At 64.2% G+C, this 24,262-nt stretch carries 18 protein-coding genes and 1 pseudogene; 9 read left to right on the plus strand and 10 right to left on the minus strand.

The window, feature by feature from the left end:
* The first annotated feature begins 59 nt into the window (after positions 1-59).
* The 4 genes from CKW46_RS18150 to CKW46_RS18165 all read left to right on the plus strand — a co-directional run bounded on the left by CKW46_RS18150 (position 60) and on the right by CKW46_RS18165 (position 3,898).
* The gene (locus tag CKW46_RS18150) at positions 60-863 is read left to right on the plus strand and encodes an aldolase/citrate lyase family protein (protein ID WP_223161481.1); all 804 of its coding nucleotides are present in this window, start codon (positions 60-62) and stop codon (positions 861-863) included.
* A 137-nt stretch (positions 864-1,000) separates the two neighbouring features.
* Complete coding sequence (locus tag CKW46_RS18155; protein ID WP_117436758.1) at positions 1,001-1,690, plus strand: SDR family NAD(P)-dependent oxidoreductase; 690 nt, start codon at positions 1,001-1,003, stop codon at positions 1,688-1,690.
* Positions 1,681-2,769, plus strand: a complete 1,089-nt coding sequence (locus tag CKW46_RS18160; protein ID WP_252872506.1) for a 3-dehydroquinate synthase — start codon at positions 1,681-1,683, stop codon at positions 2,767-2,769. Before CKW46_RS18155 ends, CKW46_RS18160 begins: the two co-directional genes overlap by 10 nt.
* A complete protein-coding gene (locus CKW46_RS18165; protein WP_499018069.1) occupies positions 2,741-3,898 on the plus strand; it encodes an FGGY family carbohydrate kinase in 1,158 nt (385 codons plus the stop codon). Before CKW46_RS18160 ends, CKW46_RS18165 begins: the two co-directional genes overlap by 29 nt.
* 171 nt (positions 3,899-4,069) lie before the next feature.
* Here CKW46_RS18165 and CKW46_RS18170 read toward each other — a convergent pair whose 3' ends face one another.
* From CKW46_RS18170 to CKW46_RS18195, 6 genes and pseudogenes are all read right to left on the minus strand, one after another.
* Complete coding sequence (locus tag CKW46_RS18170) at positions 4,070-5,638, minus strand: glycosyltransferase family 87 protein (protein WP_482052229.1); 1,569 nt, start codon at positions 5,636-5,638, stop codon at positions 4,070-4,072.
* Positions 5,639-6,156: 518 nt separating this feature from the next.
* A pseudogene (locus tag CKW46_RS18175) lies at positions 6,157-7,360 on the minus strand (ISAs1-like element IS2404/ISMul1 family transposase).
* A gap of 398 nt (positions 7,361-7,758) precedes the next feature.
* Complete coding sequence (locus tag CKW46_RS18180; protein WP_041299295.1) at positions 7,759-8,691, minus strand: NAD-dependent epimerase/dehydratase family protein; 933 nt, start codon at positions 8,689-8,691, stop codon at positions 7,759-7,761.
* An 85-nt stretch (positions 8,692-8,776) separates the two neighbouring features.
* Positions 8,777-10,270, minus strand: a complete 1,494-nt coding sequence (locus CKW46_RS18185; RefSeq protein WP_015356061.1) for a glycosyltransferase — start codon at positions 10,268-10,270, stop codon at positions 8,777-8,779.
* Between the two features lie 29 nt (positions 10,271-10,299).
* Positions 10,300-11,319 carry an NAD-dependent epimerase/dehydratase family protein gene (locus CKW46_RS18190; protein ID WP_012394060.1) on the minus strand — a complete coding sequence of 340 codons (1,020 nt, stop codon included), beginning with the start codon at positions 11,317-11,319 and terminating at the stop codon, positions 10,300-10,302.
* A complete protein-coding gene (locus CKW46_RS18195; RefSeq protein ID WP_117436023.1) occupies positions 11,316-12,572 on the minus strand; it encodes a nucleotide sugar dehydrogenase in 1,257 nt (418 codons plus the stop codon). The genes CKW46_RS18190 and CKW46_RS18195 overlap by 4 nt, the downstream gene beginning before the upstream one ends.
* Positions 12,573-12,919: 347 nt before the next feature.
* On the opposite strand from CKW46_RS18195, the gene CKW46_RS18200 reads away from it, so the two are divergent.
* The 3 genes from CKW46_RS18200 (at position 12,920) to CKW46_RS18210 (ending at position 15,651) form a co-directional block, all read left to right on the plus strand.
* A complete protein-coding gene (locus tag CKW46_RS18200) occupies positions 12,920-13,387 on the plus strand; it encodes a GtrA family protein (RefSeq protein ID WP_238559376.1) in 468 nt (155 codons plus the stop codon).
* A gap of 19 nt (positions 13,388-13,406) precedes the next feature.
* On the plus strand, positions 13,407-15,311 hold the full coding sequence (locus CKW46_RS18205) for a hypothetical protein (RefSeq protein WP_499018071.1): 1,905 nt from the start codon (positions 13,407-13,409) through the stop codon (positions 15,309-15,311).
* A 127-nt stretch (positions 15,312-15,438) separates the two neighbouring features.
* The gene (locus tag CKW46_RS18210) at positions 15,439-15,651 is read left to right on the plus strand and encodes a dodecin (protein WP_011739649.1); all 213 of its coding nucleotides are present in this window, start codon (positions 15,439-15,441) and stop codon (positions 15,649-15,651) included.
* 19 nt (positions 15,652-15,670) lie between these two features.
* Here the strand turns inward: CKW46_RS18210 and lipL are convergent, their stop codons facing one another.
* The 4 genes from lipL to mutA form a co-directional block, all read right to left on the minus strand.
* A complete protein-coding gene (gene lipL, locus CKW46_RS18215; RefSeq protein ID WP_117436021.1) occupies positions 15,671-16,957 on the minus strand; it encodes an esterase/beta-lactamase LipL in 1,287 nt (428 codons plus the stop codon).
* Positions 16,958-17,020: 63 nt separating this feature from the next.
* Entirely contained in the window at positions 17,021-18,010 is a 990-nt protein-coding gene (gene meaB / locus CKW46_RS18220; RefSeq protein ID WP_015356067.1) for a methylmalonyl Co-A mutase-associated GTPase MeaB, read from the minus strand.
* A gap of 88 nt (positions 18,011-18,098) precedes the next feature.
* The gene (gene scpA / locus CKW46_RS18225; RefSeq protein ID WP_482052231.1) at positions 18,099-20,360 is read right to left on the minus strand and encodes a methylmalonyl-CoA mutase; all 2,262 of its coding nucleotides are present in this window, start codon (positions 20,358-20,360) and stop codon (positions 18,099-18,101) included.
* A gap of 5 nt (positions 20,361-20,365) precedes the next feature.
* Positions 20,366-22,243, minus strand: coding sequence for a methylmalonyl-CoA mutase small subunit (gene mutA, locus CKW46_RS18230; protein ID WP_482052232.1), 1,878 nt, complete (start codon positions 22,241-22,243; stop codon positions 20,366-20,368).
* A gap of 206 nt (positions 22,244-22,449) precedes the next feature.
* Between mutA and CKW46_RS18235 the strand changes: the two genes are divergently transcribed.
* Both CKW46_RS18235 and CKW46_RS18240 read left to right on the plus strand, forming a co-directional pair.
* Positions 22,450-23,223, plus strand: a complete 774-nt coding sequence (locus CKW46_RS18235) for a TVP38/TMEM64 family protein (RefSeq protein WP_499018072.1) — start codon at positions 22,450-22,452, stop codon at positions 23,221-23,223.
* 64 nt (positions 23,224-23,287) lie between these two features.
* Positions 23,288-24,262, plus strand: a complete 975-nt coding sequence (locus CKW46_RS18240) for a S1 family peptidase (protein ID WP_117436018.1) — start codon at positions 23,288-23,290, stop codon at positions 24,260-24,262.

The raw sequence follows: 24,262 nt of genomic DNA on the forward strand, positions 1-24,262 counted from the left end.
GGCTGCGTGACCGGCAGTTATACTCTGCACACTCAACGCGAGGCTTTACCAGGGGAGGCATGGTGAACAAGACCGAACGGCAGATGGCCGAAATTCTGCGCGTGGGTAAGGAAAAACACGGCGTAGTGAGCGTCAAGGCGGAGTTCGAGGCCGAAGGCACTCGCATCGACGAGTTGCTTCGTCTGGTCGACATCGCCCGCTCGGCGGGTCTGCCGCTGACGGTCAAGGTCGGCGGTTGCGAAGCCATGCGTGACCTGTTGGAGGCCAAGCAGATCGGTGTGCGCTACATCGTCGCGCCCATGGTGGAGTCCGCCTATGCGCTGTCGAAATACATCGCCGCCAAGAACGCCGTCTATGACGAGGACGAGGAACTCGACACCGACTTCTTGTTCAACCTGGAAACGATCACGGGTTACAACAACCTCGACGAGATGCTTGCGCTGGCCAACAAGGGCCGTGGCGTGCATGGCATCGTCTTCGGCCGGGTGGACTTCACCGGATCGCTCGGACAGACCCGCGAGACCATCAACTCACCCGAGATCACCAAGTATGTGACCACCGTTGCCGAGAAGGCGAAGCAGGCGGGTCTGGACCTGGTCCTGGGCGGCGCGATATCCAGCGACACCCTGGACACCATCCGCGAGGTCGCCAACGTGCACCTGACCCGGTTCGAAACCCGCAAGGTCGTGTTCGACGGCTCGGCCGGCACGCTCGCATCGATATCCGACGGCCTGCTCAACGCGGTCCACTTCGAGTTGCTGTGGCTGCTCAACAAGCGCGACTACTACGGTCACATCACCGATGAGGACGCCAAGCGCATCGAGATGCTCGACGCGCGCTGGAAGGTCCTCAATCACCACTGAGGCACCCTTGCAGCGACCACGATTGGCAGGCAACGGGCGGCCAACGGTTTTGGGCGCGTGCCAGAAGGGGAAAGCGAGCGTGACCGAGTCCGGCCCGGCTGCGCTTTCCTTTTCGTGCCCGCGGATTGCGACAACGCATGATTTCTAGGTCCCCTGCCGGGGGTCCGTCCAGGGCCCTGGTTACCGGCGCCGCGCGGGGAATCGGCCGCAGCGTTGCCGACACCCTCGAGTCCAAAGGAATCACGGTCCTCAGGCCTGGCCGTCAGGAACTCGATCTGTCGATACCGGAATCGGTTGCCGACTACCTCACCGGCCTGGACCAAGTGGTCGACATCCTGGTGCTCAACGCCGGCATCAACAATCCCGAACCATTGCAGACCCTGTCGGCCGACAACTGGTCGAGCACGCAGCAGGTCAACGTCACCGCCAATCTGCTGCTCCTGCAGGGGCTGCTCCCCCGGATGGCGGCCGCCGGGTTCGGCAGAGTCGTCGCCGTGTCGAGCGTCTATGCACATCGGGCCCGCACCGGCCGGGTCGCCTACAGCGCCTCCAAGGCCGCGATCGAGGAAGTGGTGCGGTCGGTTGCGGTCGAGTACGGCCCCTACGGAGTGCTGGCCAACTGTGTCGCTCCGGGCTTCGTGCTCACCGACCTCACCTACCAGAACAACGACGCCAAACAACTCCAAGCCCTGGCCGAACGTGTTCCGGTGGGCCGGTTAGCCGAACCCGAGGAGATTGCTGTTTTCATTTCCTGGCTGGTGTCCGCGGAGAACTCCTACATCACTGGCCAGTCGATACCGATTGACGGAGGTTTCTTGTGCGTGTGACCCAGGATCGGATGATCATCAAGTCCGAGCAGGGTGATTATCCTGTGGATTTCGTCGGGGAAGTCAAGCTGGTTCCCGAGCTCATCGATGTCGGCCCGGAAACCCTGGTGATCATCGACGAAGCGCTGGTGGACCTCTACGGCGACGCTTTGGGGCCGTTGCCGGAACGCCCGACCTATCGAGTGGCAGCCGACGAGGAGAGCAAAACCCTTTCTGGCGTAAGCCTTTTCGTCGACTGGCTGCTGGAGAACAAGGCAACCCGGTCCGCCCACGTCGTCGCGATCGGTGGTGGCGTCATCCAGGACATCGCTACCTTCGCCTGCCACATCTACTACCGCGGTGTGGGATGGACATTCGTTCCGACCACCCTGCTCAGCCAGGCGGACAGTTGCATCGGAGCCAAATCCAGCATCAACGTGCTCCCCCTGAAGAACCAGCTCGGGGTGTTCCACTCCCCCAGCCACGTGATTGTTTGCTCAGAGTTCTTGACGAGCCTGCCGCAGATCGAGGTCGACTCCGGCTACGGAGAGATCTACAAGCTCGCGCTCACCAATGAGGGCGCCTTCTTCGACCAGCTCGCCGAGGCCCTGACCCATGGCGGCCACCGCAACCCGCGGGTGCTGGAAATGATCCGCAACGCCCTGGAAAGCAAGCGGCTCGTCATCGAACAGGACGAGCATGAGTCCGATCTGCGACGGGTGCTCAACTACGGCCACAGCTTCGGCCATGCACTCGAAGCGCTCACCCACAACGAGGTTCCGCACGGACTCGCGGTGATGTGGGGCATGGATCTGATCAACTTTCTCGGAGTGAAATGGGGATTGACCAGTCCCGCGACTGCAGCCCGGGTGCGCACTGTCCTTGACGCCAACACCGACTACGCGATTGGCGCCATCCCGTCGGCCCGCGAGTTGGTCGACACGCTCAAACGCGACAAGAAGGTGCGCAAGGGCGTCATGTATTTCGCCGTGTTGCACGACGAGGGCGATCTGCGGATCGTGCCGAAGCCGCTCGACGAGGCACTTGTCGCCGAGGTCGTGGAATACCTGGATGGCGACCCCCTTTTCGCTGCTCGTTGACCTCGGCGCCACCTACGTCAAGGTCGCGGTGCTGCGCCCCGACGAGGGCGTCGTCGCGGAGCGCAGGTACCCGTTTCCCCCGTTCACGTCGCTCGACGGGCCGTACCGCACCGTCGACCCCGCAGAGGTCCTTGCCGCGGTCGAGGCGGCGATCGCCTCAGGGTTGCCGCCGGCCGCCACCCCGCAACGGATCCTGCTAAGCGGCCAGATGCACGGTTGGACGTTGACTGATGAACACAACGTCCCACACCTTCCGCTGATCACCTGGCAGGACAACCGAGCACTACGTGTCCACAACGGGATTGCGCAGCTGGATCGGTTGCGGCAAAGCTTTGCGCCGGACGTCTGGCATGCGGTCGGCAACGAACTACGCTCCGGCCTGCCCGTGGCGGGCATTTTCGCAACCGATCTTTCGGCTTTCGACGGTCGTGTCCGCGTGCATAGCCTGCTGTCCTGGGTGGCCGCAGCGCTGACCAAGAAGCCGGACTTCGTAGCGCATGTCACCGATGCCGCCGCGTCCGGAATGTTCGACCTGACCTCCGGATCGTGGTCGGAGCGGCTCACTACGTCCGTCGGCGGCTCACGCATGGCCTTACCTCGCGTGTCATCGTCATTGGCAGCGGTCGGCGTCCACGAACGTTCGGGTGCCACCGTCTACACCCCGGTGGGTGACCAGCAGGCCGCGTTCCTGGGGGCAGGACTGCGCGCCGGCGTCACAGCCTGCAATATTGCGACTGGGGGGCAGGTCGCCCGGCTTGCCTGCGCACATGCCGGTGACCGGTGCCAGACCAGGCCCTACTTCGGCGGAATGTTGCTGCACACGAGGACACATCTGCCGGCCGGGCGTGCGTTGACCCACGGTATTGCGTTGCTGTCACGCGGTCGTGCGGACGACGAGGCCTGGCGTTGGGCCGCCAACACCGCCGCCGCGCCGGCCCGAACCGAACTTCCCCGCGCTCACCCCTCGTTCCATACCGTCGCCGGGGGCGGCTGGTCGGGTATCACTGACGCAACCAGCCCCGAGGACCTGGTCCGGGCACTCGTCGCCGCGGTCGCCTCGCCATACGTCGAGGGGCAGTCGATGTCGGATTCCAACCGACTGATGAGCTTCTGTTCTGCGGCGGAGTAGCGCAACGTTTCGCTCCCCTGCGCACGGCAATTCAGACGTCCCTGCAACTGCCGGCGCGGGTTGCCCCCGAAGGTGACATGGCCCTGCGTGGGTTGGCCGTACTTGCCGGTCGAATCTAGGGATCCGGAAATATCGGCACGCCCGGCAAACGCCCCGGCGCGCCCACGGTAGCTACCGCAGTTGCCTAGCCTCCGAAGCGGATTGAAGATTTCTGGCGATGGCAGAAAGCTTTTGAGCGTCGCTCACAGTCTCATTCGCATTTTCCGCCGCTTCTCGGGCCGATACCACCGGCCCGATTTCCTCCGATACCGATACGGGGGACGGATCTTCGGAGACGTCGCGAACCGGTCTGCGCGCGTACGACACAATGATCACCGCGCACGCGAGCAACCACAAAGCCGGCGTGACCACCGCCGTGGTCGTGATGACCGGACTTGTGCCAAACGCTGTGAGCACTCCGGGCTCGCCCGCAACCGGCACTGGGAAAGATGGGCCGGGGACGGCGATGTGGGCAATGCTGAAGGCCGTAGCGACGCTGACGCTGACACCGACGGCCCGACGACCGTGGCCGATGCGATCGAAAATTCCCGCCCCAGGCGGCCCCTCGGGGTCCCGGACGATCAGCGCTGCGACCGCCAAGACGAACACCAGGTAGTAGCGGTACGTCACGGCTGGGAAAAGTGAGGCGGCGGCCAACAGCACGATGCCCACCATGACCGGCGGAATGCGCCGCCCGAGGACCATCACCGCCCCGACGACCAGCGCCAGAACGCCATACCCGATCAGGCCACGCAGACCGCCAAGGTAGCCATCCGGCAAGGTGCCGCCGGTCTCGAGAACCTTCAACCCGTCGGGGATCCACAACAGGGCCTTGCCGAAGGACACATTTCCGACGCTGATTGCCTCGCTAAAGGCGCCGTAGCCCAGGGCATTGTGGATCGACTGTGTGATCGTCCCCGGGAAGTTACTCGGCCACAGCAGATACGCGCTCAGGTTCGCTACCACGGCACCGACCACCGCGATCCCACCCAACCGCCACTTTCGTGCCGCGAACAGCACGACGGCGAGCACAACGAGCTGCGGTTTGAGCAGGGCGGCCAGAATCACCATCCCAGTGACCAGGCCCCAGCGCTGGCGGCATAGCGCCACCAGGAAAACCAGTGCGATAGGCGCCAGGAACCCGGTGGAGTTGCCCCGATCGACGGCGACCCATGCCGGGATCGCGGCCACACCCAACGCCAAGAACGTCACCAGGCGCTCGAGACCACGCGCGCCCCGGACGGCCCACAGGGCTGGGGTGAGAACCGCGACCACCAAAGTCATCAGGTAGCAGAACAGTCCCAGCTGCGGCCAGTGCAACCACTTACCGAGGAGCCCGAAAATCAGGAATGGCACCATGGCCGCTGGCTGGTAGGGGTTGCCCGGCCAGTTCGGTGGCCCCAGATGTTCCCAAGGGTCCGGCCGGAGCGCAGCGGTCGCTTGCCACGCATAATCACTGAAGCAGTGCCGGCCGACGTTCATGTCCCAATGAAGCCAGCAGTCCTGCGGAACATAGAGCAGCGAGCTGAACACGTCGATAGAGAAGTACTCGACGTAGATGAACCCCGTCACCAGCGACACCACCGATGTCCACAGCACGATGCCGAGCAGGAGCGTGCGCTCAGACTGCTCCGTCAGTCCGTGGATCTGCTGCCGGAACGCCGTGATCAGGTCCCGCGGAACCTCCACAGGTCGACTCACGTGTGCTCTCCATTCGGATCCGAAAACTCCGCAAGAGCGGGTGCCCAACGCACCCCCCTAATCGGTAGACTAGTGCGCACGTTGTGCTGCCGCGGAGGATTGGGCAAATCTTGTTGCGGTGTAGCAGCCATGTTGGCAGTCACCGCTCCGACGATGTCGTGCACGTCGACGGTGCAATCGGCGTGCAACGCCGGTGCAATGCCGCCGCAATGGCGATGCGATACCGCCCCAAACAGCGCACCCCGAGGAACACGACGCACCGCCACCGGTGGGCGCCGAGCCGCCCACCGCGGAAAATCCAGGAAAATTCGATCCGGAACCCGGGTATACAGCACTTCCCAAATGGGTGCAGAAAAGTGGCGAATGACGTAACACAAAGCTTCATGGTCGGGCGCCGAAAAGACGAACCACATCACCACTTTTCGCACCCCGCATTGTAGAAGGCATGATTCGGTGGTAAAATTTTTCCGAAATTTTGGGAGTCGGTAGCCTTTCCCCCAGGGCTCCGGCGTTGTTGATTAGCAGGCTTGTGAGCTGGGGAATTGTGGATTGAGGAGGTCTAGGCGGCGGTTGGCGGTCAAAGCGGTGATCCGGCAGGCTTCGGCGATGTTGTCGGCGCCGTTGAGGCGGTGCAGATTGATCGCGGTGTTGCGTAGCGTTGCTAGGACCTGTGCGCCGTTTCCGGTATGTGCCCTTTGATGGTCTTCGTCGAAGGTGACGTCGCGTATCCAGTGCAGGCTGTTCTCGATTCCCCAGTGTTGACGCATCCAGGTCATGATCGCGGTAGGGCGGGCGTGCTCGAACGGCAGGCTGTAGATGGCATAGACCACCTCCACGCTGCGCTGGTCGGTGGCGGTGATCAAGCGTTCACGAGTGATCCGGATGATTTGTTTTGCGTAGGGGAAGCCGATTCCTCGTGCAGCGGTGATGATTTGCAGGGTGCGGGTCTCGACACGGCCGTGGCCGCGGGAGTCGTCGGTAGCGGCTGTGGGCACCTCGGCCCAGGGCAGCGCGGTGATACGCGCAAGTATTTTGGCTTGGTTGGACTTGACGATCATCAGGTAGTGCGACTTCAAGGTGGCGCAGATCAACTTCGCGGTGACGACCTGGGTATGCATCGCATCCACGGTGACCAGCCACCGCAAGCTACCCGGCAGCAGCGTGAGCAGGGCACGTACGCAGGGAATTTCATTGCTTTTCTCGGCGACAGCGAGTTGACCGAGCACCAATCGGGCACGGTGGGCGAACACCGACACGAGATGCGTGGCTGTCGCTTTGGCGCGTAAAGGCACCACGCAGCATCTTGCCGTCCAACGCGATCGGCACCAATCCACTGGGGTCGCTGCTGGCCACGTGTGCAGTGAAGTAACTGCCCATCCTGGCGTTGAGGTCGGCGGGGTCTAGCCGAGACAAAACAGCGCGGAAGGTCTTCTCACTGGGCCGCCGGAACCGGACCCCTAATTAGGCCAACACATCATCGGGAGCGGTGGCCGCCCATGTGGCAAAACCAGCATAGCCGCGCATCCCCGCGGCAGTGGCCAGAACCGCGATCGCCAACAAAGCCATCAGCGAATACCTCCGACCGCGTGGGTCCCTCGGGTCTGGCACCGAGGCCAACACACCGAGAAACTCCGATCCGATGAGCTCGCTGCGCTCACCAGGACTCCAGCGGTCGAACACCTCTGGAACCGACGACACAGGCAATACTGAAACGGTAGGCACGGGCAACTCCAGACCAACGACGAACAGTAACCAACTCGATCGTTCTCCAGATAGCCCGTGCCTACACTCCGGCCCCAATAGCGCGGCACCAAAGATCATCAACCCAGCTCACAAGCCTGCTAATCAACAACGCCGGAGCCCTGGGATCATACCGAGGGCACACGGGCATGGCGGCGGTTTTGGACTCGTTGGATTCGCCGATCGAGAACTCGATGATCACTTTGACTGTTCGCATTTGCCGGTCTCGATATCGACCATTGGCGGATTACCCGAAAAACGCCCCCGCTGAAGATATTTCAGCTCCTCGCCGCCGGCTCAGGCAATCGAACACGCCACACATTGCATAATCGAAAAAGTGACCATCCCCGGCAATCTCGCCAACTCTGCGCCGAAACTGCTTAGGCCATACCAAGCACTCCGCGGGCGGTGATCTCGATCTGACGATCAAGGGGTGCGCTAGCCAAATCCCACTTCTGGCACAGCCGCTGCCAATCCCGGCCGTCAGAATGGTATTGATCCGGATTGCGGGGATCGATCTCGTCGCGGCTGATCACCGCATCGGGGCGCACCACCGCGGCGACCCGCGCGGCAAGCTCGGCCATCTCCACCAGCTCGCCGCCGCTGTCGATGGTGACCGGGCCAATCCCGCCCTCGGCGATCGCCACCGCCAGCAGCTCTTCAGCTAGGGAATACCGACGGAATACCGGGCGGCGGGCGGTGATCCGGATCGCCCCCGAACTGGCTGCCCGGATCATCGACCCCAGCGCGTAGGCCTCCGGCTTCTGCACGTGAGCACCCGAGATACTCCAGGCCCGCAGGACCGCGGGCACCGTCCCGGCCTCGGCAGCGGCCTGCGCCAGGCGCTGCTCGGCCTCGCGCTTGAGGTAGCCATACGGGTTGTCCTCGATCGGGTCCATCAGCGCGTCCCGCGGATAGACCGCCGCACCGCTGGAGACCGTGAGCGCGAGCCGGACGTCGGGTAGCTGTGTCGCGTAGACCAGGCGCTCGGTGAGGGCACGGTTGGCGCCAACATATTCGCCCAGCGGCATGCCGGCGACTAGGTCGCGCGTAAGAAACGCACAGTCCAGCACGACCGTGGGCGCAAAGGAGGCCACTTCCCGCTCGTCCCATACCCGGCAATCGATGTCGCGATCCCCGACCCGAATGGTCCGGGCCCGGCTGGCCAGGGCCAGCGTGGGCAGGCCCAGCGGGGCCAGCAGATCCAGTGCGGTGCGCCCGAGCCAGCCCGATGCGCCGGTGACAAGCACTCGGTCCTCGCCAAGCGCCCGCGCCGCCAGTGCGCGCGCGCTCGCATTCACCAATGTCGTCACGGAGCAAGTCCACCCGTGGAGCAGTTCAGGTGCGCACGGCCAGGAGCCTGCGGCCGCGCGGGCCGGCATTCCTGCGTACTCCGATTCACTTCGACGGCAATGTCTTTCGGCTCTGCTGAGCATCAACACAGCGGCGCCGGCGCGCGAGCCACATGGCCCCGAGCGCGGCCAGCGAGCCGGTGGTCCCGCGCAACACCGGACCCCGCATCGCCAACCCGTACCAGTGCAGATACGAGGGCAACCAGCCGACCAGGTCGAACTTGCTGGTGCCGGCGGTCCGGTCTTCCCAGCTGCTGGGCACCTCATCGACGCGAAAGCCCATCAAGTGCGCCTTCGTGGTGAGTTCCAAACCCACCTCAAACCCCTTGATGCTCTCCACTGGAACTTCATCGAGGAAACGCCGGCTGTATCCGCGGAAGTTGGTCGTCGCATCATGGGTGGGCACCCTGCCCACGTAATGCAGGCTGAGCCCGGCCGTCCTCGACATCAGCGTCTTCAACCGGGGCCCGCCGGTCTGCGAGCCGCCGGGCATGTACCGCGAACCGCTGACGATGTCGGCTCCCTCGTCGCGAATCTTGGCTGCCATCAACGGAATCACCGACGGCGGATCAGACAGGTCGGCCATGCTGGTCACGACGACGTCCCCACGGGCCGCCGCAAAGCCGGCGATCAGGGCATTGGCCACGCCCTTGCCGATGGAGTTGCGGACCAACCGCAGCGTCCCCGGCTTGTCTGGCATCGCCGCGAGCGCCGGTAACGTCGTGTCCTCGTCGAAGTCGTAGCAGACGAGTAATTCGTGGGGCACGTCCGACAACGCCTCGGTCAATCTGCGGACGCAGACTTGAATGTTCTCGCCCTCGTTGTAGACCGGGATCACCACGCTGATCAGGCGCTCGTCGTCGAGGTCGGTTCGTTCTTTGCGGGCACGAATCACGAACTGCTTGCCGAAAATCGGCCACGCCGCCCGGGAACGCAGGTACTGCCGCACCAAGATTGGCGCCTGCGGCCAGGGCGACCTCGTCGTATAGGGCAAGAACCGGTCGTAGTCGTCGACGATCCTCAGATGCTGGGATTCGAGCACCTCAATGAGCGAACGGTCGCTGATCGGCACCGTGTGGTCCCAGAAATCCCAATAGTCGCCACTGAGAAAGCGAATATTGGGCCCCATCGCTATGAGGTGCCCCCCGGGCTTGAGCACACGGTGTGCCTCAGCGGTGGTGCGCTCCACCTCGGCCTTGCTCTGCAGGTGCTCGAGCAGGTTGCTGGTGAAAACCACATCCACCGACTCGTCGGCCAAGAAGCTGAGATCATCGGCCCGCCCGCCGTGGAACTCGATGCCGGGCTCGAGCATGTCGGCGCTGTCGGGATTCAGATCGACACCGATCCGACGTGCGGCGCAGACATGATTGAGGAACTCGCCGTAACCACAGCCGAGATCGAGCACCGTGTCGCTGCGCCTGACCCACGCTTGAAAGAAATCGCGAACTAGTACGGCCCAAATGGCGGCACGCGATTCGCGGGCGTGGCCAAAGCGATTGCGATAGAGCTGCTGCAGGTCGGGTTCACCTGCGATGCGCATGGCGTCCTCGTGGGTAGCACCAATACACGTCAGATCGTCCCGGCCTCAACCGCGTTCACGATCCACGGGATGACTTCGTCGAGCATGGCGTCAAGCGTAGTCGTCGCCTCGAAGCCGAGTACCTGGGTCGCTTTGTGAACGTCGGGAGAGCGCAGCTGCACGTCGTGCTCGAATGGCGGATCACTTTCGTAACGGAAGGGAGTGTCAGGGCGCATCTTGCGCCAGATCACTTCTGCCAGTTCCAGCACGGTGGTGGCTTCCGGGGTCGACAGGTTGAAGTCGCCGTTGAGTGCCGCGGGGTGCTCCATGCAGGTGCGAATCCCCCGGGCCAGGTCCCCACCGTAGGTGTAGTGGCGTACCTGGCTACCGTCCCCCAGGATGTGCAGCGGATCTTGGCCCTTGACGACCTTCTGGACCAGGTCTGGCACGACGTGGCTCATCGCGAGTTTGACATTTCCGCTTGGGATTTCACGGCCACCAAGCGCGCGTTGTTCACCGGTTCCGACACAGTTGAAGGGCCGAATGATGGTGTACGGCAGCCCGTACTGCTCGTAGGCACCATGGGCGAAGTACTCGCAGGCCAGCTTCTGGAAGCCGTAAGTGCTTGTTGGAGGCGGGCATTCGGTGATGTGCTTTTCCGGCGTCGGGAAAATGCTGGCGTTCTCGAACACCATGGAAGAACTGATCACGTTGATCTTCTTCAGCCAACCCTTGCGGTATGCATAGATCGCCGTGTCAAAGTGGGCAGCCGCAATTCGCTCGTTCTCGGCCAGCAAGTCGTAGGCGTACTCGTGAAAATAGGTGATGCCACCGATGCGGGCGGCGCTGGCCACCATCTGCTCGCAACCCTCGACCAGCTCGAACATCAGGTCAACGTCTTTGACGTCGCCCTCGACGAAGTGGTAGTTGGGGTGGTCGTCGTAGCTCTTCGTTACCTTGCCGTACTTGGAATAGTTGTCGATGCCGACCACTTCGTGCCCAGCCTGCAACAGCTCTTGGACGACGTACCCGTTGATGAATCCTGCACTGCCGGTTACCAGTACCTTCACCGGGCCGCCGCCGTCCCCAGGTCCGCCAGGTTCGCCCCGTTGCACGGGTCAACGTCGAGCTCGGTGACGTCCAGACACCCCCAGACATCCTCAACCACTTTGCCGCGCGGGACCCGAAGGCCCCGATAGGCGGAGTGGGGCACGCCTACAACAATGACGTCGGACCGGTCCACCACGGTCTGCAGCGGGTGGTAATCCTTGCCCTCGAGGAATGGGTCGTGCAAGATCACTTCCTTTGCTTCCAGCATCAGCAGGTGCCTGAGTTTAAAGCTGAGCGAGTCGCGCGTGTCGTCGCAGTCGGCCTTGAACGTCATACCGAGTATGCCAACCGTCTTGTCACGCAGATTAACCCGGCGCTTGAGCATGTTGACGATGAACTGCGGCTGGCCTTCGTTGATCAGCATGGCCGAATGCCCGAGCATGAAGTTGTTGTTGCTGAACGCGGCGAGCTGCATGGTGTCCTTGAACAAGCACGGGCCGGCCGCGAGTCCGGCCCTCGGCAGGCTGTCGACGCGGCTGTTCTTGTAGGTCGCGGCATGGTGAACTCGGTCGAAATCGAGCCCCGCCTCGCGACTGAGCAGGTAAAACTGGTTGGCGACCGCGAACTGGATATAGCGGTAGCTGTTGCAGAAGAGCTTGGCCAGCTCAGCTTCTTGCGGCTCGACCTTGATGATCTCACTGGCTATCCCGGAGAAGAGCTCGCGGACCACCCGAAGTCCCTCGGCGTCGAATCCGCTGATGATCTGCGGGATGATCCGCAATTCCCGGATCGAATGTCCTTGGGCGATGCGCTCCGGACAGAAGGTGACGTGAACGCCAATCCCACGTTCGGAGAACATGTCGTGGACCCGCTGGCTCAGTCCCGGGTAGACGGTGCTTCGCAGGATCAGGGTCTGCCCATCGTGGAAGTACGGGCTGATCTCATCGATCACCCGAAAGAACTTGTGCGCCTGAGGCGTTAGGTATTCGTCGACCGGAGTCCCCACCACACAGATCACGTTGTCGGAGTTGCGGACCACCTGCGAATCGGTGCTACCGCTGATTCGCCCGGTTGGCAGCAGCCGCTTGAGGAGATCCTCGGCTCCGGTCTCGATGAAGGGCATCCGCCCGGCCATGATGGTTTCCAAGGCTTCGGCGTTGGTGTCGAGGATGTCAACGTTGTACCCCTCGTCGGCAAGCACCAGCGCCAGCGGAAGCCCGACGTGGCCGGCGCCCCCGACAATACAGATCCGTTCGGACGGTTGAGTTGTCACGCGAACCGCCGCCTCCCCTTCATGCTCTCGGCCTCGTTAAGGGGTTGGACCATAACAAGGGCCGGTCGTTTGTCTAGATAGGTCTATATGGATGGTGTTGGAGCCTACGAGATCACCGCCAGAGCCTGCGGCATTTCTCGCGAACCAACAAGGCCGGTACTCCCCGCGGCTCCGTTGACGGCGGCAGCCTTTCGCTACAACATTTCACGCGCGCCGCGAGCTTGTCTCTTGAATGGTGAAGATCCGGATTCCGGCCGCGCCGGCCCGCCCGGATTCTCGAGTTCTGGCCCGTGCCTACTTGGTTGCAGGTAACTTGGCTGACCATGGGGCCGGCGGGGGGCTGGATCATGCACACCAGCAGCGAAGCAGCGCGCAGAAAGCTGCGTTATGGCGCGGTAGCGCTGGTGTTTCTGCCCATCGGACAGGGCCTCATCCAGGTGCTGGGCCCGTGGCTGCACAACTACACCATCGCCTCGCTGCTGGCCGCGGGCGTGGCCACCATTCCCAACTTCTTCGCCAACAAGCACTTCGTTTGGCGGGCAACGTCGGGGGGCGATCTGCACAAGCAGGTGCTGTTGTTCTGGACGATGGTGATGCTTGCCGTCGTTCTGGCCACCAGCTTCACCTACCTCGTCGACCGCGCGATGGCCGCTGAGCCAACGCCGGTGCATGGCCTCGCCGTATTCTTCGCCCAGGTGCTTGGCTTCGGTGTCGTATGGGTCGGCCGCTTCTTACTCCTGGACAGGTGGCTCTTCAGGCTCGACCAACGTCCGGCCGGACACACCCACCTGGTCTTCAGCGAGATGCGGGCCTGATCCGGGATAACTTGCACGCATGCTTTCAACGCAGTCGGAGCGCGCCAGCTCCTGGTTTTCGGAGACGACATGGGGCTCCGCACGCTGGCAGCGTTGCCTGGCCGCACTTGTTGCCGTGGTCTTTTTCTGGCCTCAGGTACCCGTCGAAGCCCCAACCGGGGTAGACCCGTCCTGGCAGGCCGCGGTGGCGCTGGGCCAAATCCGCCACCTCGCGTGGGGACCCCAAATCGTCTTCACCTACGGACCGCTGGCCTTTCTGCAGGACAGTTCCTACTACTCACCGCTTCAGGCCGTGCTGTCGACGATCTATCAGGTAATCGTCGTGGCAGCGCTGTTCCTGGGTATCGCCGCGGCGCTGCGCCAACGACACCCACCGATGACATCGCTCGCATTGGCGTTCGTGACCACCGGCGTCACCGCCATCGCGATGGGGACCATGTACCCCGAAATGGTCGTGCTGGCGGCCTTGGCGTGGGCCAGTGTTCCCCTGTTGCGGTCCGACCCGCAACGGTCGACGGTCTTCATCACCGCCACCGCGCTCGGCGTGGTGGCGGGATTTGAGCTGCTGGTCAAGTTCAACACCGGCCCAGTGGTCTTGGCCATCGCCCTGGGCATGTCGCTGCTGCTGGATTGGAAAGCACGGTGGCGGCACTGCGCTACTGTCGCCGCGTTCGCCGCCACCGTTCCGGTCTGCTGGCCGCTCATGGGGCAACCACTGGGCAACCTGCCAACGTGGCTGCGGCTCAGCTCCGAGATCGTGTCCGGATACATCGATGCGCAGTCAGTGCCGATCCCCTTGGATGCCGGCGGCGCCGTCACCTTGACCCTGGTCTGGTTCGTTGCGCTTTTCGTCATGTTCTTTCGCGGCAGCCCGCAGATCCCACGCAAGTATGTGGTGCTGGTCGGGGTGACAACCGTGCTTGTCGCCAAGAGTGCGTTCGGACGCTACGACACGATTCACTTCGCCGCCCTGCTCGGACTGATGGTCGTTGCGATGGCGGTGGGGGGTGTGTTCGAAATACTTCCTCGGGCAGCCAAGTTCGTCGTCGTCGCCGTCGTCGTGATCTTTGTTGCCGGCGTGGTGGCGATCGAACTGCGCCCCCTCGGGGTGATACAGGCACCAGTGCGCGCACTCGACCGATTGGCAACCGTCGCCGTACCAGGTCACGCCCGCAGCCATATCGAGGAGGCCAAGGCACGCCAGCGTCGGCTCTATGACATTCCCAGCCGCTTCGTCAAGACGATCGGGCCGGATCCGGTTCACATCGACCCGGATGAAACCTCAGCCGTGTGGGCCTACGACTTCGCCTGGCACCCGGCGCCGATATTCCAGACCTACTCGGTCTACACACCGGCGCTGGACAAGCTAAACCGCGACACCCTCGCGGCCGGGCCGCAGTTCGTCCTGTCGCTGCGATCGGCGACCTCGCCCGCCACCGGTATCAACGGACGGCTCGGCGTGCAGGAGAACCCGCTGTATTCGCGCGCACTGCTGTGCGTTTTCCGCCGCAGCGCGGTGGAAGACCATTGGGCGCTGTTCACCCATACCCAGCCCCTGTGCGGACCGCTCACCCCGATCTCAGAAGTCGTTGTCCACGACGGCAAGCCCGTCCCGGTGCCCAAACCAAGCGGACCGGACGTGGCCGTCCTGGTCGGCGTTGATCTGGAGCCAACCTTCATCGACCGGCTTTTCATGGGATCGCTCGTTCCCCTGACCTCTTTCACGGTGAACCTGGACGGCGTCAGCTATCGCCTCATCGCCGGCAACGCCGCGGAGCCGTTTCTGATCAAGACGCCCGATTCCGTCAGCGCCACCAATCTCGAGATCGACTCCCGCACAATCGGTGTTGACCGGAGCCGGTCGCTGGGCCAGGGCAAGCCCACGGCGCGGCTGCGCTTTTACGAGATGCACCTCAGCCCCTGACGCTGGACGCGCTTGGTCATTTGCACCGAGCCAGCTGCGTGTCGGGCCTCATCCGGCGCCGACCACCGGCGCAAGATGACTCTTCGGACCCTCTTGGGACGTCAACACTCAAAGATAAGGGGACGAAATGAGCGATCACACCTACCGGGTAATCGAGATCGTCGGAAGCTCGGCCGACGGAGTCGACGCGGCAATCCGCAACGGTTTGACCCGGGCCGCCCAGACTATGCGCGCCCTGGACTGGTTCGAAGTCGAATCAGTGCGCGGCCATCTGGTTGACGGCGCCGTCGGCCACTTTCAGGTGACCATGAAGGTGGGCTTCCGGCTCGAAGATTCTTAGCGCTAGAACGCCCCTGGGCTCAGCCCGCGACGGCTCCCGGCTCCGAGTACGGCGCCCCGATGCCCGTGACCGGCTGGTAGCCACGCTCGCGGGCCTTGGCGGCCGCCTGCCGGATCAGGGCATAGATGGCGACGAAACCGGCGTGGTCGGTGGCCACCAGCGGAGTCAACAGCCGATTGTGCACCAGCGCAAACGCCACGCCGGTCTCCGGATCTGTCCATCCGACGGACCCGCCCATCCCGACGTGACCGAACCCCGGCATCACGTTGCCGATGGGCAGACTGTGGTAGCCCAGGTGAAAAGCCATCGGCATGAAGAAATTGCGATCCGGCTGCAGCCGCCGCTCGCCGGTCAGCCCCGCCACCAGCTCCCGCGACAGGAACTGGGTGCCGTCAATCTCGCCGCCGTTGGCGATCGCGCCGTACATCCGCGCCAGCGCGCGGGCGGTGACGACTCCGTTGGCGGCCGGAATCTCGGCGTCCAGCATGGGGGTTTCGCCCTGAACCGTCGCGATGACGCCCGGAAAGTACATCGAACGGAATCCGCTGGAGAACTGGTTGGCGATCTTATGCGCCGCAAAGGTGACCAGCGGGTTGGCGGCGATGTCCTGCGGCATGATGATCTGGGCGACCTGCGTGGGCGAGCCCGCCGGCGGCCGGCCCAGATGAAAACCGTCGGTGTCCAGTGGCTCGGCGAGCTCCTCGCGGAACAGGACGCGCATGTCCTTGCCGGTCACGGCCCTGGCCAGGCCGGACATCAACCAACCGAAGGTAAGCGCGTGATAGGCCGGTTTGCCGAGCAGCCTTCCCGGAGCCGCCGCCGCCAGCCGCTCCTCCATCACGACGTGATCCAGCAGGTCTTCCTGGCTGGCACCGCGCAGTCCCGACAAGCCCGCCGCGTGCCGCATCACCTCGCGGACGGTGAGCTTCTCCTTGCCGTTGGCCGCGAACTCCGGCCAGTACTGCGCGACCGGCGCCTCGTAATCGATCAGCCCCCGATCGGCGAGCCGGTGGATCACGGTGGCGGCCATGCCCTTGGTGGCCGAGAACACCATCGGGGCCGAGTCCGCTGACCACGGGACCTCGCCCTTGCGGTCCGCCCACCCTTTCCACACGTCCACGACAGGCTGGCCGTCCAGGTAGACCGCCAACGCTCCCCCACCAAACCGGCGAGCGGGAAACATGCTGGAGAACATTCGAACGACGCACGCAAATTGAGAGTCCGCAGCGCCGGATACACGATGGCCTGCGTCAGGGTCACCGTGGGAAGAAACCGCGCGGCGATTGACTCCGATGTCTATCGTCACATCTTGAATTTACTTGGATTTCATAGAGCCCAGTGTCAAACCCGGAATTAATTTACCATTCCGTTAGGACTGCGCGGTATCCAAAATTTGCTGGGCGGCCAGAGCGGGAGTCAGCTCCCCCGCCCGAACCCGGCGCTCGACGTCGGCTCGGATCTTGCGCACGTCCGGGTTGGACAGCACTCGGTCCAGCACCGCATCTCGCACCATCTGCCATGTCCAGTCCACTTGCTGTTCGCGTCGGCGCGCTTCGAACTCACCGGCCTCGGTGAGCACTTGGCGATGGCGCTCGACAGCTTCCCACAGCTGTGTCAGACCGGTTCCTTCCACCGCGCTCATCGTGAGAACCGGTGGCCGCCAGATTGTTTCGCGTGGGTAGATCAGCCTGATAGCGCCGGACAGCTCCCTGGCGGCCAAACGCGCATCGCGCAGATGTTCCCCATCGGCCTTGTTCACGACCACGATGTCGGCCAGCTCCAACACACCTTTCTTGATGCCCTGTAGTTGGTCGCCGGTGCGCGCCAAAGTCAGCAAGACGAAGGTGTCGACCATGTTTGCGACGGCCACTTCGGACTGGCCGACGCCGACCGTTTCGATCAGAACCACGTCGAAGCCGGCGGCTTCCAAGAGCACTACCGATTCCCGCGTTGCCTTTGCTACGCCGCCCAGAGTTCCCGACGTCGGAGAGGGCCGGACGTAGGCATCCGGGTGCATTGCCAACCGCGCCATCCGCGTCTTGTCGCCCAGAATCGATCCGCCGGTACGCGTCGACGAGGGGTCCACCGCCAGCACGGCCACCTTGTGGCCCTGCTCGATGAGGTACATGCCCAGGGCCTCGATCGTGGTGGACTTCCCCACTCCCGGGACGCCGGTAATACCCACCCGATGGGCCTTCCCGGATTCGGGGAGCAGTGCCAGCAACAGCTCTTGGGCCTGCCGCCGATGGTCGGCGCGGGTGGACTCCAGCAGCGTGATCGCCCGTGGCAGCGCGGCACGGTCGCCATTGCGCACGGCGGCGGCCAGTTGCTCGACCTTGGCGTCGTCCGGGGAGGTCACCGGCCCCACCTCATCGGACACGCCCTGATGCAGATGCGCGGCGGAATGCGCGATGGCGTCACACTCACGCGAGTAGTTTTACCGGCCACTAGTCCAGCGGGTATCCCAGCCGCTCGGCCAGCTTGTGCAACAGGCCGATGGCGGCGTCGGCGATCACGGTGCCGGGCGGATAGATGGCCGTGGCCCCGGCGGCGTACAACTCGTCGAAGTCGCCCGGTGGGATGACACCACCGACCACGATCATGATGTCCGGCCGTCCCACCTTGGCCAGCGCGTCCCGCAAGGCCGGCACCAACGTCAGGTGGCCAGCGGCCAGCGACGACACGCCCACGACGTGCACGTCGTTGTCGGCGGCCTCGCGGGCCACCTCCTCGGGCGTGGAGAACAGTGAGCCGACGTCCACGTCGAACCCGATGTCGGCAAACGCCGTCGCGATCACCTTCTGGCCGCGGTCGTGGCCGTCCTGGCCCATTTTGGCGACCAGGATGCGGGGGCGACGGCCGTCCGCCTCGGCGAACTTCTCGACAAGCTCGGTCGCTTTGGAAAGCGGGGTGATGTTGCCGCCTCCTTGAACTTCGTCCCGGTAGACGCCGGCGATGGTGCGGATCTCCGCCTGATGGCGGCCATACACCTGTTCCAGCGCATCGGAGATCTCTCCGACGGTGGCCTTGGCGCGGGCCGCGTCGATGGCCAGCGCGAGCAGATTATTACCCAACCCGTCATCGCCGGCCCGACCGTGGGCGGCGGCGGCGCGGGTGAGCTCGGCCAGGGCGGCATCGACCGCCGCCTGGTCGCGGCCGGCTCGCAGTTCTTGCAGTTTGGCCAGCTGCTCGGCACGTACCCGGCTGTTTTCGACCTTGAGTACCTCGATTTGCTGGTCCTCGTCGACTTGGTACTTGTTCACCCCGATGACCGGCTGCTGGCCGGAGTCGATGCGCGCCTGGGTGCGCGCGGCCGCCTCTTCGATGCGCAGCTTGGGAATCCCCTCGCCGATGGCCGCCGCCATGCCGCCGAGTTCGGCAACCTCGTTGATTTGAGCACGTGCCCGCTGCGCAAGCTGGTGCGTCAGCCACTCCACGTAGTACGAGCCCGCCCAGGGGTCAATCGGGCGCGTGGTACCCGACTCCTGCTGCAGCAGCAGCTGAGTGTTGCGCGCGATGCGTGCGGAGAAGTCGGTGGGCAGCGCCAGCGCCTCGTCAAGTGCGTTGGTGTGCAACGACTGGGTGTGCCCCTGGGTGGCGGCCATCGCCTCGATACAAGTGCGGGCGACGTTGTTGAAGACGTCCTGCGCCGTCAGCGACCAGCCTGAGGTCTGCGAATGGGTACGCAGCGACCGCGATTTGGAGTTCTTCGGCTCGAACTTCGCCACCAGCTCACTCCACAACAACCGGCCGGCACGCAGTTTGGCGACCTCCATGAAGAAGTTCATCCCGATGCCCCAGAAGAAGGACAGCCGGGGCGCGAACTTATCGATGTCCAGGCCCGCATCCAGGCCCGCTTTGATGTAATCGACACCGTCGGCAAGGGTATATGCCAGCTCCAAATCCGCTGTGGCTCCGGCTTCTTGGATGTGATAGCCGGAGATCGAGATGGAGTTGAACTTGGGCATTTTCACGCTGGTGTAGGCGAAGATGTCGGAGATGATCCGCATGGACGGCTTGGGCGGATAGATGTAGGTGTTGCGCACCATGAACTCTTTGAGGATGTCGTTTTGGATGGTGCCGGCCAGTTTCTCCGGCGGCACGCCCTGTTCCTCGGCCGCGACCACGTACAACGCCAAGATCGGCAGCACGGCGCCGTTCATGGTCATCGACACCGAGACCGACGATTGGTCGATACCGTCGAATAATTGCCTCATGTCGAGAATGGAATCGATTGCTACGCCCGCCATTCCAACGTCGCCCTGAACACGGGGGTGATCGGAGTCGTAGCCGCGGTGGGTCGCCAGATCAAAGGCGACGGACAGCCCCTTCTGGCCAGCGGCCAGATTGCGACGGTAGAACGCATTGGAGTCGGCAGCGGTGGAGAAGCCGGCGTACTGGCGAATGGTCCATGGCTGGTTGACGTACATCGTCGGATACGGGCCCCGCACATAGGGCGGCTCCCCAGGAAAGCTGTTCACCGGATAGCCGTCGGCCTGCGCTGCCCTGCGGTCGGCACCGATGTAAACGGGTTTGACCTCAATACCTTCCGGCGTCTGCCATCGAAGTTGATCGGTTGCGTACCCGTGCGCAGCAGCGGTCGCTGCTACTTGTTTCTCCACCGACGCTTCGGTGGCCGACGCCACAGCGCGCTCGCCATGAAGTGGTACGTCAGCGAAACTGCCGATGGCCGATGCAGTGGTAGTCATCGTGGCTACGCTCCCAACCGCGTGAGCAGATCGGACAGGGCTTGCACCGCATTGATTTTCGCGGTCAAGAATTCGTCGGGCCGACTCGCGACGTCAACCGCCTCGTCCAGTGCGCCCGGCGGTCCGGCCAGGTAGACCCGGGAGATGCCGGCCGATCTTGCCGCCTCGACCACGGCGGGCGCCTCGTCCCGATAACGGCGGTCGGTGCCGCAGATGACCGCGACCGTCGGCGAACCCGCCTCAGCTACCGCCGTTGCGACGCCTTGCGCGTCGACGGTTCCCGGATTGAGCGCCTCGACGCCACCCGAGGCCAAGAGATTCGATGCGAAAGTCGCCCGAATGTTGTGTTCAGCCAGCGGACCCAGTGGCAGCAACAGCACCCGCGGTCGCGCTCCGGTGTCGGACAAGTAGGCATCCGATCGATCGCGCAATGTCTCGAATTCGGCGCCGTAGCGCAACAGCTTTCCGCAGCCGTCGGGCGAGAAACCGCGATCCGGTTGCGGCAGAGCAGGTTCGTCGAGGTTGGGAAATTCGTTGACCCCGGTGATCGCGATCCGCCGATGCGCGATGTCGTCGGCGCGGCGTGCGGCGAGCTCGGCGATCTGCCCGGCGACGTAGTCATGGGCGTTGACAAATCCGCCACGCGCCTCGATGGCCTGGAAATGCTGCCAGGCGTGTTGGGCCAGTTCTTCGGTGAGGTCCTCGACGAACCACGACCCACCGGCCGGGTCCAACACGCGCCCCACGTGGGACTCCTCCAACAGCAACAGTTGGGTATTGCGGGCGATCCGGCGCGCAAAGCTGGTGGCCGTACCCGGAAAGCCACCCGCAATCGCGACATCGAAGGGATGAACCAGCACGGTGTCCGCACCGCCGACACCCGCGCCGAAGGCGGCCAGGGTGCAACGCAGCATGTTCACCCACGGGTCGCGTTGGGTCATCATCGGCAGCGAAGTCTCCGCGTGCAACGTCGCCGCCCCGCCATCCGGGTCACCGGCGACCTCGGCGACCCGGGCCCACAACCGGCGCGCGGCTCGCATCTTGGCCAGTGTCATGAACTGGTCGTCATCGGCGGCCAGCCGGAGGCCGATCTGTGCCAGCGCGTCGCCGATCGAGAGACCGGATTCGGTGAGCAGCCGGAGATAGGCCACCGCCGCGCCAATGGTGGCCGCGAGTTCCCAGGCCGCAGTCGCGCCCAGATTGTGAAACGCCGGCCCGTCGACGGTGATCGTCCGCACGCCTCGATCACCGGCCACCCGTCCCGCGATCGCGAGTACATCGTCAATCGAGGGGGCGGGACGCCCGCTCAGCGTCGCGGTCAACGGATCGGCGCCCAGATCGATCGACATCGTCGCGCGCTGGTCGGTATCCAGCCCAGCCGCCAACCGCAGCATCGCCTCGCTGGCCGCCCGGTACTGGGCACCGGCATCCACAATCACCGGCGCCAGGTTCAGATACACACCCGCGAGCAGCCCTTCGAGCTGGTCAGGCGCCACGCCGTGGTCCCCCACCCGGACCAGCAGCGCGCTGACGCCGTCACCCAACATGCCCAGCAGCGCCTGGTTGGCGTCCACCACGGACGCATCCGGCTGCGGTACCGCCTCGACGACCTTCCAGCCCGAGTTGACGTCGCGCAACGCGTCGCCGCCCCGGACGTAGGGCCACTCGCCCGGCAGCGGTGGTTCCGGCAACTCGTCGAAGGCACTGTAGAGCGCCCGGATGGCGATTCCGTCGTAGGTGGGAGTGTTCAGCAGCCGTTCGGGTTGATCGCCGAACCCGGCAGAATCCGGCCGCGCGGTCTTGGAAAGAACACCGGCGACCGCACTGCGCCAACGCTCGCGAACCTGTTCTAGCTCGGCGAGCTCGGGTACATCAATGGACACCGACTGCTCCTATTTACGCAGCAATTGACAACTTTGTTTCCGGTTGCTCTTGGCCTGCCACTAAACTAATAAGGCTAGACTAATAAGGCTAGTTGATTGGAGCCGGGGGCTAGGTGACCAGGTGCAGCCTTGCCGCTCACAGTGTGACCAGAAACGCCAGCCGGGAGAAACGATATATTCACCTTCGCCCCGTACTCTGGGTGATTGTGACAGCCTCTGTCCTGTGCAAAACCACCGATACGGTGCGCGGCATCGCTCTCACGCTCCGGACGGCCGCACGGCAGATGTCACGACTGCCCAAGGTCAGCACCATGGCAGGAATCACACTACTGGTGGCGGTGGCATTGCTGGTTCCGCTGCCTACCGCGGTGCAGATGCGGGACTGGGCATCATCGGTGGGGCCATGGTTACCCCTGGTGTTTCTGCTGGTCCACATCGTCGTCACGGTGCCACCCTTTCCCCGTACCGCATTCACCGTTGCCGGCGGCCTGCTGTTCGGACCGGTCTTGGGCATCGTGATTGCGGTGACGGCCAGTACGGCGAGCGCGGTGATTGCGCTGCTGCTGGTGCGCGCGGCCGGGTGGCGGCTGAACCGGCTGGTGCCGCACGGTGCGGTCGACCGGCTCGATGAGCGTCTGCGGGAACGGGGCTGGCTGGCGATCTTGTCGCTGCGGCTGATCCCCGCCGTGCCGTTTGCGGCGCTCAACTATGGCGCCGGCGCATCGGCGGTGCGGGTGGTCCCCTACACGCTGTCCACGCTGGCGGGCTTGCTCCCCGGCACCGTCGCGGTGGTGATTCTGGGCAGTGCGCTCGCCGGTGACGGCAGCCCATTGCTGGTTCTGGTGTCGGTATGCACGGCGGCCCTGGGCATGAGCGGGCTGGTCTTCGAGGTCCGCCAATATCGACGGCACCATCGCCACCAGGCGCCATCGGACCACGGACCCGTTCTCGAGCCGGCTTGCGAGCCGCTGGGCGTCTGACCGTCAGCTGCCGGTCGTAGACCGGTATTGAATCTCAAACCGTTTTGCCTGAAAGATCTACCCAATGGTCGGCGTCAGTGCGCACGCGCTCGCGAATCTGGGCTCGCCGTCGTCCCTGGCTCGCACCGCGTTGTTGTTGGCCGGAGCGCTGCTGTGCCTGTCGGTGGCAGCCTGGCCGGTGCTGAGCCAGCGCCGCAGGCAGCACCCCGAGACACAAGAGCAGATGTTCGGCGGCACGAATGTGCCCTACGCCGCGCCACCGCAGCGGCGGCAGTCCGACGGTGGGCGACTGACGATTGCCGCGCTGATCTGCGCGGCCGGATTCGTCGCGGCTATCTGGCTGCCAAGCAAGAGCACGATGCCGGCGCGACCCCTGGTTGCCCTGCCAGGCGCCAGTGCCATTGCCCCGGGCACCGGCATCGCCGTCACCTACGCCGACGGGTCAGGAGGAATGGGCTGCACCGCTGGGTTCTTGGTGCGCACCAACGCCGGCCGGACCGGGATACTCACCGCCGGCCACTGCAACAAAGAAGGCGAAGCGAGCAAGGTCAGCATCAACTACTCCGCGGGCGGCGGATACGTGAACATCGGTACCTTCAGCCAGTCGATCAGCGAGGGCCTCAACGGGGAAGCCCACGACATCGGACTGATCACGCTGGATTCCGGAAAGATCCCGCAGTCCCCGGCGATCAAGGCGGCTGTTCCGGTCACCGGCATAGCCACCGATCTGAAGGTGGGGCAACTGCTCTGCAAGTTCGGGATGAAGACGGGCCGAGCGGAATGTGGGCAAGTCACCGATATCAGTGCGAGCAAGGTGGCATTTCTGGCGGCCAGCGAATGCGGCGATTCCGGGGGCCCGGTCTACCGCCTGGACGACGATGGCACCGCGGTGGCGGTCGGCATTCTCATTCGGGCCGGCCATGCCAACGACCCACATCCCGGATGCTCGACACCGGCCACATTCTCAATCGCCGAGCTGGTGCGCCCCTGGCTGGACCGGTGGAGCCTGACCGCCATTACCGAACCGGGTTCCCCCTGA

This window comes from Mycobacterium liflandii (assembly GCF_022354805.1).
In the GTDB taxonomy this organism is placed as follows: domain Bacteria; phylum Actinomycetota; class Actinomycetes; order Mycobacteriales; family Mycobacteriaceae; genus Mycobacterium; species Mycobacterium marinum.

Bases quoted from the DNA above. Each gene is read 5' to 3' on its own strand.
- CKW46_RS18205 (WP_499018071.1), top strand. From the start codon at position 13,407: ATGCTTTCAACGCAGTCGGAGCGCGCCAGCTCCTGGTTTTCGGAGACG.
- CKW46_RS18210 (WP_011739649.1), top strand. From the start codon at position 15,439: ATGAGCGATCACACCTACCGGGTAATCGAGATCGTCGGAAGCTCGGCC.
- CKW46_RS18150 (WP_223161481.1), top strand. From the start codon at position 60: ATGGTGAACAAGACCGAACGGCAGATGGCCGAAATTCTGCGCGTGGGT.
- CKW46_RS18185 (WP_015356061.1), bottom strand. From the start codon at position 10,270: ATGCGCATCGCAGGTGAACCCGACCTGCAGCAGCTCTATCGCAATCGC.
- CKW46_RS18240 (WP_117436018.1), top strand. From the start codon at position 23,288: ATGGTCGGCGTCAGTGCGCACGCGCTCGCGAATCTGGGCTCGCCGTCG.
- scpA (WP_482052231.1), bottom strand. From the start codon at position 20,360: ATGACTACCACTGCATCGGCCATCGGCAGTTTCGCTGACGTACCACTT.
- CKW46_RS18165 (WP_499018069.1), top strand. From the start codon at position 2,741: ATGGCGACCCCCTTTTCGCTGCTCGTTGACCTCGGCGCCACCTACGTC.
- CKW46_RS18155 (WP_117436758.1), top strand. From the start codon at position 1,001: ATGATTTCTAGGTCCCCTGCCGGGGGTCCGTCCAGGGCCCTGGTTACC.
- CKW46_RS18200 (WP_238559376.1), top strand. From the start codon at position 12,920: ATGCACACCAGCAGCGAAGCAGCGCGCAGAAAGCTGCGTTATGGCGCG.